We start from the raw sequence: 14,110 nt of genomic DNA on the forward strand, positions 1-14,110 counted from the left end.
TAATTGACAATCTATTATCAAATTACTACTTACAGATGACTATTATTCTAGCAACAGGTGGTACAGGTGGACACATTTTTCCAGCTATAACCTTAGCAAAAGCACTAAAGGCACAAGGGCACAATTGTATATTATTCACTAATCAAAAAATCATCAATGTAGAGGGTTATATTTTACCATTGTGCAAGCCAAGCAGCAACAAATTGAAGTTTCTCTTTTTGTTAACATATAGTTGTGTACTAACAATATATAAAATCAGAAAATTGAAACCAAAACTAGTCATTGGTTTTGGTAGCTACGCTTCTTTTCCAACTCTTCTTGCAGCAGGGATTTTTTCTATACCTATAATTTTACATGAACAAAATACAATTTTAGGGAGAGTAAATAGATTCTTTTTCAAGAGTGCAAAATTAATTGCAATTAGCTTTCCAGAGACTAAGTATGCAGAAGGTAGTAAATGCGTTTTTACAGGAAATTTTGTCGATATAGAAGCACAAGGCTATTCTAGAGATGAAACAGTTTTAAACGTGTTAATAATAGCAGGCAGTCAGGGTGCAAATTTTTTTGATGATGTAGTGAGCAGCGTAATTTGTGATCTACCTGTTGAAGTAAAAGAGAGGATTAGAGTAACGCAGCAATGTACGAAGAAAAATATAAACAAGGTCAAGAGTCTATACAAAAGTGAAGGGATTGATTGTGAGTTAAGTGAGTTTTTCGATGATATGGAGAGTAGACTGGCAAATGCTCATTTGGTAATTAGCAGAGCGGGGGCAACTTCAATAGCAGAAATTACTATTGCTGAGCGTCCTGCTGTATATATTCCTTATCCTCACTCAAAAGATAACCATCAATTTTGTAATGCAAAACATATTGAAGATTCGGGAGCAGCTGTAATGGTCGAGCAAAATAGTAACGCGAAAAAGAATCTAGGAGAGTTGCTAGTTGATTTATTGCAAAATTGTCAAAAATTGTGTGATATGGCTAATAATACTAAGAAAACAAGAATAAGGAATGGAGTTACTGAATTTATTAAGGCAATAGCTCAAGAACTTAGTTGACGAATTGCTTTTTCTTCAAATCCATCCCATAGTGCTTTTTCTAGTGATATATTATATAATTTGTTGATGTAAACTACTCCCGTGGGTGAAGTCGTGTTAATTTCGAGAAGGAAGTCATCTATAATATCAATACCAACAAATATTAGTCCTCTTTTCTTTAGCTCATGGCCAATTGTATTACATATCTTGTTATCTATATCATTCATTTCAGCAGGTTCAAAACTTGCTCCCAGCCGCATATTTGTTCTAATTTCTCCGCTAGCTTTTGGAATTCGCCTCATTGCTCCTATTGGCTTTCCATCTAGTAACAATATTCTTTTATCTTTATTTATATTTTTGCAAAATTTTTGTGCAATCACAGGACATTCATATTTTGCGATCATGAGATCCACTACTACTTGAATGCTATTTTGGTCTTGTATTCTTATTACGTCATTTCCTCCATAGCTATATAGTGGTTTCAATATGATATCTTGATAGTCGTGATAAAAATTTCTAATCATCGATATATTTTCAGTGATCAAAGTTGGAGGAATTAGCTCTGGAAATAGTGAAGTAATGAATTTTTCAGGACAATTTCTTATTTCTGTTGGATTGTTTATTACTAACGCAGTAGTCTTTTCTAAGATATAGGTTGTTGTAATGTAACGCATATCAAATGGTGGATTCTGTCTGATAAATATGATACCCATTTCATTTAGGTTGATTACTACATCCTCTTTTGAAATGAAGCTACAATCATCAACGCTGACTTTCTGAGCAAGAGCAATTGGCTGATTTAACTTGAGTGCTAAATTATTAGGTACATAAACAAAAATTTCGTACTTTCTTCTTTGCGCTTCTTTTATTAACGAAAATGTAGTATCAGCTTCAAAATTTAGACTTTCATCCATCTGAAAAGCTACTTTCATTTATCCTCCCTTCCTATTACAATATAATATAGTACCATAAAAGTGTTAATAATGGAGCAAAGTATGGAATTAACAATAGGAAATAATGCACCTAATTTTAGTTTGCCAACAGATTCTGGCGAAATTTTATCGCTGAGTGAATTTTTTGATAAAAAAAATGTAGTCCTTTATTTTTATCCTAAAGACGATACTCCGGGCTGTACAATGGAGGCAAAAGGCTTTAGAGACAAAATAGAAAATTTCTCTTCTCTTGACACAGTGATAATTGGTGTATCAAAAGATAGCGTTAAGTGCCACGCTAACTTCAAAGCAAAATATTCTTTGCCATTTTCTTTAGTTTCTGATGAAAATGCTGAAATGTTGGAAAAATATGGTGTTTGGGTAGAAAAAAGCATGTTTGGCAAAAAGTATATGGGAATAGAGCGCACTACTTTTTTAATAGATAAAAAAGGTAAAGTAGTGAAGATCTGGAAAAACGTAAAAGTTAGTGGACATGTTGATGAGGTTCTAGAAGAAGTAAGGAGAATATAAATTAAAGAATGACTACCCATTGCTATATAAAAAAACTGAAATTATATAACTTTCGTAGTCATTCAAACTTTGAACTGGATTTAGATGATAGACCAGTTGTAGTAACTGGCAAAAATGGTATTGGAAAAACTAATATACTTGAAGCAATCTCATTGCTTGCTAAAAGCAACGGAATGAAAAAAGCAAAAATCAATGAGATGCAAAATAGGCGCAGTAATGAAAGTTGGGTAGTGTATTATGATTTTTTCAATGGAGCAGAGCTTAACTCAATTGGTATAGGAAAGAATCTTAATAAGAAATTAATACAAATTGATGGGAAAACGCAGTCAAGCTACTCATCTTTGTATAGAATATCCAATGTAATATGGCTCATTCCACAAATGGACTATATTCTTCTTAATTCTCCGAGCGACAGATTAAAATTTTTAGACCGTATCGTCTCACTGTTTGAAGAAAATTACACTTATTGCTATATGAAATACAGGAAAGCTAAACATGAGCGAAGTAAACTGCTTAGAGAGAATATTTTGGACGAAAGTTGGCTCTCTAGTCTTGAAAACGTTATGGCTACCAATGCAATTGATATTTTACGTATGCGATCATCTGTTTTAAAGATATTACAAGACACAATTGATAACCATTCCTGTAAGCTTTTTCCGAAGGCAAGTTTGAAATTCAGCAGCCAGCTAACTTTGGACGATACTGTAGAATATTTTCAGAATCGTCTAAAGGAAAACAGAGAAAAAGACTCATTAACTGGTAGAGTAACCTTTTCTGTACATAATGATAATTTTTGGGTTTTTTGCCAAAAAGGGGACATGCCAATAAATCTTTGTTCTACTGGAGAGCAAAAGCTATTACTGCTTTCTATCATCTTATCTAGTGTAAAAGCAAGGTGTATTCATTACAATAAAGCACCTCTTCTTCTGCTTGACGATATAATGTCGCATCTGGATAAAGATTACAGAAAGGTGTTAATGGAGGAGGTGTTAAGCATTCAATGTCAAACTTGGATAACCGATGTAAATCAAGATAATTTCAATAACTATCTTTGCTCTTTCAAGTTTTTTGAATTATCAAGTAAATAAATTTCAAGCGTGCTGTCATACATCAAGCTCATATTCGGTATGTAAATCTCTAATTAAAGCCTCAGCGTGTTTTTTTTGAACAACTATACTGATCTTGATTTCGGACATTGTGACAGCAAGTATTTCTATCTTTTTTTCGCTTAAAACCTTGAGTGTGCGGTATATCACTTCAGTGTTAGACATAACACCAATACCAATTATTGAAATTTTAGCTATATTATTGTTTACTACATAATTTTCATTTTTGTTCAATAACTTTGTCATTAAATCAACATCAAATTTGGAAATCAAAAAGCTTGACCCATGTATCATGTCAATTTTAACGTTTGCTCCTGCTATATCTCTTAAAGTATCCAGAGTATTTGCAAAGTTAGTAAAAGTTACAAGAGCTTTGTGAGTGCTATAAGTTATTCCAGTAATTAAATATCTTTCCAGTACATCTTTTTCATGTAGTACTGTAGTGCCTTCTACTTCCTCAAAAGTGGATAACACTTGCACCTTAATATTATGCTTCATTGCAAGTTGTACTGAACGATTATGCAATATTTTAGCACCAGATGACGACATCTCCAATATTTCATTGTAAGAGATAGATTTAAGCTTGCGTGCCCTTGGAACAATTTTTGGGTCTGCTGTATATATTCCGTCAATATCAGTAAAAATTTCACAAGTCCTAATACCAAAGAATACAGCAAAGGCAATTGCTGAGATGTCAGATCCTCCTCTACCAAAAGTAGTGATTCTATCATCGTATATACCCTGAAAACCAGCAATGATTGCAGCAGTATAACCCTCAGCAAAAGATCTTTTTACATGGTCAATTTTTATCTTTTTTATTTTAGACTCAGAATAAAAATTATCCGTTAGAATTGGTAACTGCCAGGCGAGCCATGATTTAGCATTAACTCCAACAGACAGAAGAGTGATAGCTAATAACCCGCAAGAGATTTGTTCTCCTGCTGAAAGCAGGACATCATACTCTGATAACTCTTGTCTACAATTTAAATTTGAAATTTGCCTGGCTTGAAAAGCCATTTGGTCAGTGAATCCTGCAGCAGCAGATACAACAGCAATTACATTATAACCTTTTTCAATATCGTTTTTTATTAGATTTGCAACTCGATTTAAGTCAGTTAGCGAAGTACCACCAAATTTTTTTATTATTATTTTGTTCATAATTACAATAAGGTCAATTTCACCTTTCTAGAGAGTATAGTTGCTTAATTAAATGTGTTTTTCTGGTCACTAATTAAAGTGATAGAGGATTATTCATCTTTATCACTACCAAGGTCTTTTAACATACTGTAGTTGCCTTTTCTGAATTTACCTTTTAAAGATGTAACTCCACTTTCGCTAATTCCACTTAAACTTAATGCTGCTCCACCTAGCTGCAATCCAATTTCAGATGTTTCGGGAATAATTTTACTAGCCCCTAGATCTTTATAAACCTCCACATTATTCAAATCTGGCAAACGTATTATAATATTTACATGCGGAAAATTTGCTGCAACTAGAGAAACTATTTTCTTTATAGTAACTTCGTTCTTTATCGAAACCACAAGAGCTTGAGCTCTTTCTATTCCTACTGATTTTAAAATTTCATATCTTGTAGCATCTCCAAGATATATAGGAAAACTGTCATTTTTTCCTTCTTTTACTATTTTTGATTGAATATCTACAACAACATAACTTAAATGCTCTGCAGTAAGCATTTTTGTTACCATATATCCCACTCTACCAAACCCAGCAACTATTACGTGATTATAAAGGTCTTGTGTGTCTGTTTCGATTGCTTCATCGTCTAGTATTATTTTTTCAGTGCTAAATGAATTTGCTATCCAGTCTCCAATTCCCGATAAAAGAGGAGTAAAAGCCATAGTTACTGTAGTTACCATCATAAGCACTTGAGCGATTTCACTTGATAGTACATCTAATTCATCTGCTAAACGGAATAAAATAAATGCAAATTCACCGCCTTGTGCAAGCAGTAATCCAGCTTGTATTGCAGGTGCACTTCTAAATCCAAAAAATCTACACAATGTATATATAATGGACGTCTTTAAAACGATAAGGATAATTGATAATAAAGTAACGAGTGGTAACTTATTGAGTAAAAGGTCAATATCAATAGACATGCCAACAGTCATAAAGAATAAACCAAGAAATAAGTCTTTAAATGGCAATACTGCATGTTCTACCGAATTCCTGTGTTCTGTTTCTGCAACTAGTAACCCAGCAACAAATGCGCCTAATGCCATTGATAAATGAAATTGTTCAGTAATAAATGCTGATCCTAATATTATCAGAAGTGTTGTTGATATAAAGATTTCATTACTCTCCATTTTGGCAATAACCGAAAACAATGGCCTAAGTAATAACCTACCAGTTACAAATATCAACACCAATGCAATAGCTGCTTGCACTAATGAGCCTGCCAACGAGCTTATTAAGCTGTGTTCAGAATTGCCAGTAAGTAGGGGCACTAGTACTATTAGAGGTACCACTGCAAAGTCCTGCATTAGTAGCACTGCTATTGACAATCTGCCAACTTGGCTTGCTTGAGAACCCTTTTCTTGCAGAACCTGCAACACTATTGCTGTTGAAGATAATGCAAGCCCACCACCAATAACTGCTGCCATGTTTATGCTCACTCTAAAGGCGAGAGCAATGCACCATATTGCTATCATAGTAACTATAACTTGAAGAGAACCAAACCCAAACACATGCCTACGCATAGCGATAAGGCGTTCAAATGTCAATTCAAGACCTATAATGAACAATAGGAAAACTACGCCAAACTCTGCAAAGTTATCCATTACTTCAACTGAATGTATCAGATTAAATCCATGAGAACCAATCAATGCACCTGCAACAAAGTAACCAAGTACTGGGCTAATATTCATTTTCCAAAACGCTATGACTATAAACACAGCAGCAGAGAGTAAAATTATAATATCAAACAAATGCTGAGAGCCGCTGTGCATAATATTCAACCTGTAGAATTAGACCATTTTATTGAACAACCAATGCTTGATTTTTGGTCAACTGGAGGATTGCTAGTTTCTGCAATAAATTTCATGGCTTGAAATAAATCACTACTTCCTACTTCGTAATTTTGAACTTTCTCTTTTTTTGTGTTGTTAAAACGCCCGCGATAGCAGAGGGCTAGTTTGGAATTAAAGCCAAAAAAATCAGGGGTACAAACAGCACCATACTCTTTAGCTACTTCTTGGTTATTGTCAATCAAATATGGAAATGTAAACTTATTTTCCTTGGCAAAATTAATCATGTTTTCAAAGGAGTCTTCTGGGTACTCATTTACATCATTTGGCATGATTGCAACGGTGTTTACCTGATAATCTTTTTTCAACAAATTAACATCGCTTACTAGATTGCTAATAATTGATTGAACGTAAGGACAGTGATTGCATATAAACATTACAATGAGACCATTTTCCCCATAGCAGTCACTTAATGTATAATATTTGTTATCCACTCCCAGGAGATTGAAATTCTTTGCAGTAAATTCTAAATCTATCTTAGGAGTGTCTAGCGTAACCATAACTCATAGAGAATTGTATACCATAATTTATGATCTTATTGCTTAAATGTCAAATGGTTTCTATGTACACTGTTTGCATTTAGCATTGTAATTATAAAATTTATGTTCATAACCTTCGAAGGAATAGATGGTTCTGGTAAAACAACACAGTCTGAGTTACTTGCAAATTATTTCAAGCAAATTCACGGTGAAAATAATGTCGTATTGACTAGAGAACCAGGTGGTACTGATTTTGCAGAAAAAATAAGAGGATTACTACTTAAGAATAATATTGATCCTATTTCTGAACTCTTGCTGCTTATCTCGATGAGGCACGAACATATGAAAAAATTAATATTGCCAACTCTTAAAGAGGGAAAGACAGTTATTTGTGATCGATTTATCGATTCAACTATTGCGTATCAAGGGTATGGACTAGGTGTTGACTTGAGTCTAATAAGAGACTTACACAAATTAGTGGAAATTAAATATCCAGATATCACATTTATTTTAGATATTGATGTTCAAGTTGGACTCAGCAGAGCAAAGGATAAAAATAAGTATGAAGAAATGAGCATTGATTTCTATCATAAAATTCGAAAAGGATTTCAAGAAATAGCTATAAAAGAATCTAATAGATGTAATGTTATTACTGGAATTGAAAAAAAAAATGATAATCATGTACACAATGAAATTATTGATATTGCAAAGACTTAGCTATACGTATTGAACTTTTGCTAACCTAAACAGTTACTGCATTAACCTGTGGTAAAAAATTATCAATTTTAGGTGACGTTATTTCATACGAAAGACTCTCTTTTTGATTAGCTAAAAAACTTTGTATTTCATTTTTAGGTTTTTCACTTATTGTTCTATATATTCTTGCGCGATTAATTAGCTCATTTCTACTATTCTTATTGCTTACTTCAGTTATGGTAAAAAATTGATCAAAGTGATTTAACAGATCCTCGTCTTTTATCGAGGATGCAACGCTATCAATTTCTCTTACATATAAAGCAAGTTTGTGCGCTTTGCTACGATTCTCAAAACAAAAGTACTTTACAAAACTTATTTTTTGTAATATCTCTTGTCTCTGCTAGCAAAAATCCGATTCCGTCTGGCTTTGTTGCATAGCTAGTGTTGATTGAGGTTATTGTAAGGAGAAAAGCTTTTAAATATATGGTTACTAACGCATTTTGTTGTAAAATAGGCATTTTTCAAACAACTTATGCCGCAAAAAATGAGAGTAAGTAACCAAAGAGAATATAACGAGTTTCTCAAAAAAAGAGGAAATGTTTTTCATTTTGTTAATCAAGCCATAGAAAATTGGTACGAAAACAGTCCAAAAGTTGCAGGTGGTAATAACATTTATAGTAATAAAGTTGTAATTTTAATACACATAATAGTTCATCTTTTTAGAATTGGCCTGAGACAAGCTGTAGGTTTTGTAAAAGGTTATATGGTACAAATAGGCAAAAAACTTAAGGTTATAAGCTATACACAAGCTTCCAGAAGATTTAAAAAGCTTAATTTGAAGATTGATGACCATAGAACCAATAAAGATGATTTGGAAAATATTGAAATTGACGTAGATAGCACTAGAGTTAGTATCTACAGTAATAACGGTGGGCATAGTAAGCTTAATACTCGAAAAAGAAAATACAGTGGTTATGGTCAAGTAAGAAAATTACATGTTGTTTTAAACGTAAATGATAAGAAAGCAATAAGCATGAACTACACTAGTGGTGTTGCTGTGGACTATTTGCCGGTCTACGATATGTTAGAGGAAGTCAGTAATAAATATAACATTTGTTCTATTCGAGCAGATGCGGCTTATGATATAAGAAGTGTGTATAAAGAATGCAGAAAATACAATATTGTGCCTATTATTCGCCCTAGGAAGGATACTAAAATTTGTTTAGCTGATTACTTATCAGAAAGAAACAAGTATATTAGTAGAATTAGGTCATATTAGAACTATGAAGATGGTATTAATGAATGGAAGAAAAAAGTTAAGTATGGAGCACGATCTTATATTGAAGTCTTTTTCTATAGGTTAAAGCAAATATTTGGGTTTGGCTTGAAAAATAAATCAGAGATAAATCGTGAAAAAGAGCTGTTAATTAAGTGCTACTTGCTAAACAAATTTACTGATATAGGTATGGCTAAATTTAAATTATCTTCCTAAATTCACTGTCGTTTACATGCCTATCAGTGCTATGCAACAAAGCCATTCCGTCTTGGCAATGTACTCTCTTAACTGACTCAGCAGATACCTAGAACATTTTCTACTACAGATTTTTTCTCACAACCAAAAAGAAACGTATAATATCCCATAGAAAGAGTCAAGAGAAGGAATATAGCTGGAAGCAAGAATGGAGCAAGTACATTTTGCGATCCAGGAAAGATAAACCAGACAGAAGTTGCTGCTGATACAGCTAAAAATAACCCTGATATAACGAGTTTATTTTTCTTCTGTATACGTTATCAATAACCGTATTTACGCCAATAAAAGGCACATCAACCATTGCTCATACCTCACTAAAAGTAATATTAGCTTAATAATAGCATTGTTGTGATAAGAGATCAATATTATGAATATTTTAATTAATTTATAAAATCATCCAACCAAATAGAAAAAAGGCAAAAGAAGTCCAGAATAGCGAGTTTTAATAATTTAAATTGATAATGTGCTAACAAGCGCGATTTGGCTGAGTGTAGAAAAAATTTAAAAGACATGCAGCAGCTATAATTTTTGTGTAATTTGCCAATAAATATCTGAGTTTTTTTACTGAATTTTGTGATTGAGCCTGCAGGTCAAAAACAAGGATAAATACTCTTATTGATATGATAAGAGGCTGGTGAAGTTTGTCAAGTGATTCTTCTATCCGAAATCACAATGTTTGTACAGTTGAAAGATGGTTGCGGGAGTAGGATTTGAACCTACGACCTTCAGGTTATGAGCCTGACGAGCTACCGAGCTGCTCCATCCCGCGTCGTTGCTTATTTATTATTATATATGCAATAATAATAAATATAAAGAATAAAATCACACTATTACGTATATTTATGTATCTATTAACCTTTTTTGACACAATAGTAAATTATATACGTAACAATCTGTACAATAAAAAATATAACTTAATATTGTGGTTTCCTGTTTTTCAGTGTGCAGGAATTTTAACCTATTTTTCCATAAGTTTTGAACCAAGCTATATATCTATTTTTCTCTTGCTTTCACCTATACTAATTCTGATTGCAATACTGCACAAAAGGTACGCAATATTATGCATTGCTTTAATTGCAGTGCTCGTAGGATTTACAGCCAGTAAATTAAGAACAGATTCAGTTAATACTCACATTCTTGATAAGGAAAGGTATGTGAAAGACATTGTTGCTACAGTGAAGGATATTAATAACAAGGGCTCGTATGAGCAATTTTTGCTTTATGAAATAAAAAACACGAAGTTCAAGCTGGATAACATCAGAATATCAGTTAGAACCAAAGCGGAAGAAGGCATTAAAATAGGGGATCAAGTAAAATTATCAGCAAAACTCTTTCCTCCAAAAATTGCGCCTTCGGAATATGCATATGATTTTGCAAGAATAGCATATTATCAGAAAATAAGTGCAACAGGCTTTGCAACAAGCAAAATAGTCCTGTACAAAAAGGCTGAAGCAAGAAAATTTCAAGAGTATATAGAATCTTTCCGTCAATATATCTATGAAAACCTACAGCAAAATACCAAAAAGCCACACGCGGACATAATCTCTGCATTATTAATTGGCAAAAAAAACGGAATAGATCAAAAAACTATGAATGCGATACGAGATTCAGGTATAGCACATTTATTCGCTATATCTGGTTTACATTTATCGTTTGTTGCTGGTCTATTTTTTATAGTATTCCGTAATTTATTTGCAATATCTGAAACTTTGACTCTTAAATATAACACTAAAAAAATATCTGCATTCTTTACTATCTTGCCAACTACCTTTTATTTGTTGATTACCGGTATGCAAATTTCTGCTCAGCGTGCCTACATCATGGTGATCTTGGTACTTGTTGCAATAATCATAGAAAGGAAATATCGAGGATTAATAGCAATTGCGCTTGCTGCTTCGGTGATACTCATAGTGGAGCCAGAAGCAATCTTAAAGCCAGGTTTTCAAATGTCATTTTCTGCTGTTTTGGCACTAGTTGCCAGCTATCAGATCAATGCTAATAAGTTATTCAAAATAAAAATAATAAAATATTTTGTGTCGATAATGATCAGCTCAGTCATAGCAAGTTTAGCAACTGTTCCGTACACAATATACAACTTTAATTATTTTTCAATCAGCGGCATTATCACAAATTTAGTTGCTATACCAATAGTTACACTCATTATTATTCCACTTGGAATAATCTATGTTTTATTGATTCCTTTAGGTACTCAGTGGATTATAACGCCTCTCATGGAACGCCCAATTGACAGCGTTTTATATATAACAAATGTAATAGCTAATCTTCAGTATCTGGTTATTCCTATTCGCACTTTTCCTGCCTCATCAATTGTTATCATAACACTTGGGTTATTATGGCTATGCCTGTGGGAAAGAAATTGGCGTTTCTTTGGAATTTTCTTTATTGTACTGGGTATTTTCTCTAGCGCTATGTATAGAACACCTGACATTCTAGTTAGTGCTGATAATGCTGCTGTAAAAGAAGATGACAATTTGCTATATTCTCTTACTAGAAAAAACAGGAATTTTGTTGTCAAAACGTGGGCAAAGCAAAATGGGCAGAATCAAATTGTAAATCACACTAAATACCACAACTCAAACAAAAGGATAAAGTATAGTTGCATATATAGCAAAGAGAATGATAGATCAGTGTTGTTAGCTTATAAGAAAGAGGATATTATGGAAAGTTGTGATAACGTTAATCTAATAATTCAGCTAAGCAAATTCAACTATTCAGCTTGCAATACTAAAACCATCAAGTATGCTGACTTAGAGGCATATGGCACACACTCTGTTTGGCTAACAGATGGTGGCATAAAGGTTAGTAAAGTGCGTTCTAATCGTCCTTGGCATAAGCCAAAAAACTTGTTTTAAAAGTGTTATTAGTATATAATTAATTAGGTGCTAGAAAGTTTATGCCTTTAGATATAATAAATCCTTTAAGTGTTAAAGTAGATCATAATTTTGCCAAAATAGATGATGCTATTGGTTTTTTCCCTAGATTATGGCATGCAGCAAGAAAGTATTCTGTAAGTAACACTCTGCCCATAGCGGCTGTAAATACTTGGCTTCAATTTTCTTTGGCTTATGTAGCTGCAATAATAATAACTAGTAATAATTTAAGCTTTATTACAGATATTTTTAACCCAACATTCATGCCAATTTACACTTTGGTTTCTATTATTCTTTTAACAACTTTTGTAGCCTCTTCTGCTATGAGATATATGCATAAGCAGAAGATAAAAGAAGGAAAAAAGCCGATAGAGGAATTAATAAGTGATAAAATTAGAGGTGGCAAAGACAACGAGGTAAGTGAACTTGCTGAAAATGCTCTAAAAATAGAGATAAAACCAAATTTAAGTCTTATAGGTCGCAAAAAAGCAAACTTTTCAATAATTTTGCCAATTTCTGAAAATCAAAAAAAAACATTAGATGATCAAAGACAAGAGAATAAAAATAAGGCCATTTTTCTTACCATACCATATATAATTAGCACTGTAATTATAGTTGGCGCATTAATACAAAATAGATTTAGCTTTGCCAATGTTCAGGATTTGGAATGGGCCATAGTTGCACTGGCTAGTATCATTGCTATTGTTGGGATATGTATAACATTCAGCAAGCTAAAAAACAATGAGATAAACAATAATCGTAATATTATTAAAAAGTTTAACAATTTGGATATTCTCTTTCCATTCAGAAGAGGTGGGGTTGTATCGGTAATAGAAAAAAAGACAAAAGATGAGGAAGAAAATGATTCTATATCTCGATTGATAAAATTACTTGATAAGCACTTGACTGATTTTACAGATAAAATTGTTGCTTCATTTGATAAGCAGCTAGATGAAGTTAAAGATCTACTTGATAATAGCCTTCTAAAGCCTGCAAATGATGAAATTCAAGAAACACTTGTTCATCTACAAGGAATTAGAGGAGACATCAAAAAAGATTTAGATAAGTTGCGTAAGGAAATGATGGTCATTTTAAGCGAAGCTAAAGGGTTGGCAAAAAGAACAAATTCACTAAACATTGAAAGCATTTTTTCTAGTTTAGAGAATACTATTAAAATCGCTGAAGATAAGGTTGAGCGATTTGAACCAAGCAGATTTGTTGGCTTTTTTCAATCTAGAGAAGAAATAATTAGCAACGACAACGATTTTTTTTGTATGTTGAAAAAGCAAGAAGAAGAAGCGGAAAAGATAAAGAAGGAATTAGAAGAAGAACTAAAAAAAGTAAAAGATGAACTACAGGAATTAAAGAATAAACAAACAAACGAACCTACTAGCAATGAAGACAGTGCTATTCCTCCTTCTCCTCTTGAAGAACAGCGAGATGAAGAGAGAAAAGCAATAGAGAAAAATAGACTATTAAAATCAAAAAAAAGGACAAAAGAACTGGAGAAAGAAAATGCAAAATTGGAAAAAGAATTATCTGAACAAGAAAAAACAGATAAGTGGAGAGAAAAAATTAACGGCAAAGCAAGTGAGTTTTTCTTCTATTTATTAGAATCTATTAAGTTGGAAGAAAAAGATGATAAGGGAGAAAAAGTAAGTGAGGTAGCATTAAGAAATTTTGATAATAAGGTAATAATCCACTGGAAAGATGGTTCCCAAACGACTTTTGATATCCAGAAACAAGATGGTCTTCAAGCTCAACCTAACACAAAAGTTGATTTTGTGGATCCAGATGTTCGCGAAGCATTTAAAGAAGCTTATTCAAGGTAGCTACTATAGATATAGTCTTAGATATTGTTAG

Annotated in this window: 11 protein-coding genes and 1 tRNA gene; 7 read left to right on the forward strand and 5 right to left on the reverse strand. The window is 32.8% G+C overall.

Features of this window, described 5'->3' with window-relative positions; genetic code table 11:
• Positions 1–35 precede the first annotated feature (35 nt).
• Positions 36–1,058, forward strand: coding sequence for a UDP-N-acetylglucosamine--N-acetylmuramyl-(pentapeptide) pyrophosphoryl-undecaprenol N-acetylglucosamine transferase (locus AAE962_RS02580; protein ID WP_343289456.1), 1,023 nt, complete (start codon positions 36–38; stop codon positions 1,056–1,058).
• Here the strand turns inward: AAE962_RS02580 and gshB are convergent.
• On the reverse strand, positions 1,043–1,969 hold the full coding sequence (gshB, locus tag AAE962_RS02585) for a glutathione synthase (RefSeq protein WP_343289457.1): 927 nt from the start codon (positions 1,967–1,969) through the stop codon (positions 1,043–1,045). The two genes, AAE962_RS02580 and gshB, sit on opposite strands and share 16 nt — an antisense overlap.
• Before the next feature lie 63 nt (positions 1,970–2,032).
• Between gshB and bcp the strand changes: the two genes are divergently transcribed.
• Together bcp and recF are read left to right on the forward strand one after the other, a co-directional pair.
• A complete protein-coding gene (bcp, locus tag AAE962_RS02590; protein ID WP_343289458.1) occupies positions 2,033–2,500 on the forward strand; it encodes a thioredoxin-dependent thiol peroxidase in 468 nt (155 codons plus the stop codon).
• Positions 2,501–2,508: 8 nt separating this feature from the next.
• Positions 2,509–3,588: a DNA replication/repair protein RecF gene (recF, locus tag AAE962_RS02595; RefSeq protein ID WP_343289459.1), complete on the forward strand. Its 1,080-nt coding sequence runs from the start codon at positions 2,509–2,511 to the stop codon at positions 3,586–3,588.
• A gap of 15 nt (positions 3,589–3,603) precedes the next feature.
• Here the strand turns inward: recF and AAE962_RS02600 are convergent, their stop codons facing one another.
• The 3 genes from AAE962_RS02600 to AAE962_RS02610 all read right to left on the reverse strand — a co-directional run bounded on the left by AAE962_RS02600 (position 3,604) and on the right by AAE962_RS02610 (position 7,150).
• Complete coding sequence (locus tag AAE962_RS02600; RefSeq protein ID WP_343289460.1) at positions 3,604–4,764, reverse strand: aspartate kinase; 1,161 nt, start codon at positions 4,762–4,764, stop codon at positions 3,604–3,606.
• Positions 4,765–4,853: 89 nt separating this feature from the next.
• Positions 4,854–6,572, reverse strand: coding sequence for a monovalent cation:proton antiporter-2 (CPA2) family protein (locus tag AAE962_RS02605; RefSeq protein WP_343289461.1), 1,719 nt, complete (start codon positions 6,570–6,572; stop codon positions 4,854–4,856).
• A 5-nt stretch (positions 6,573–6,577) separates the two neighbouring features.
• A complete protein-coding gene (locus tag AAE962_RS02610) occupies positions 6,578–7,150 on the reverse strand; it encodes a thioredoxin family protein (protein ID WP_343289462.1) in 573 nt (190 codons plus the stop codon).
• 102 nt (positions 7,151–7,252) lie between these two features.
• Between AAE962_RS02610 and tmk the strand changes: the two genes are divergently transcribed.
• Together tmk and AAE962_RS02620 are read left to right on the forward strand one after the other, a co-directional pair.
• Positions 7,253–7,846, forward strand: coding sequence for a dTMP kinase (gene tmk / locus AAE962_RS02615; RefSeq protein ID WP_343289463.1), 594 nt, complete (start codon positions 7,253–7,255; stop codon positions 7,844–7,846).
• Between the two features lie 511 nt (positions 7,847–8,357).
• The gene (locus AAE962_RS02620) at positions 8,358–9,104 is read left to right on the forward strand and encodes a transposase (RefSeq protein ID WP_343288737.1); all 747 of its coding nucleotides are present in this window, start codon (positions 8,358–8,360) and stop codon (positions 9,102–9,104) included.
• 944 nt (positions 9,105–10,048) lie between these two features.
• Here AAE962_RS02620 and AAE962_RS02625 read toward each other — a convergent pair.
• Positions 10,049–10,125 (reverse strand) — tRNA-Met (locus AAE962_RS02625).
• Positions 10,126–10,198: 73 nt separating this feature from the next.
• Between AAE962_RS02625 and AAE962_RS02630 the strand changes: the two genes are divergently transcribed.
• Complete coding sequence (locus tag AAE962_RS02630; protein ID WP_343289464.1) at positions 10,199–12,229, forward strand: ComEC/Rec2 family competence protein; 2,031 nt, start codon at positions 10,199–10,201, stop codon at positions 12,227–12,229.
• Positions 12,230–12,270: 41 nt separating this feature from the next.
• Positions 12,271–14,079 carry a hypothetical protein gene (locus AAE962_RS02635; RefSeq protein WP_343289465.1) on the forward strand — a complete coding sequence of 603 codons (1,809 nt, stop codon included), beginning with the start codon at positions 12,271–12,273 and terminating at the stop codon, positions 14,077–14,079.
• Positions 14,080–14,110: the final 31 nt, after the last annotated feature.

This window comes from Wolbachia endosymbiont of Encarsia formosa (genome assembly GCF_039540065.1).
Taxonomy (GTDB): domain Bacteria; phylum Pseudomonadota; class Alphaproteobacteria; order Rickettsiales; family Anaplasmataceae; genus Wolbachia.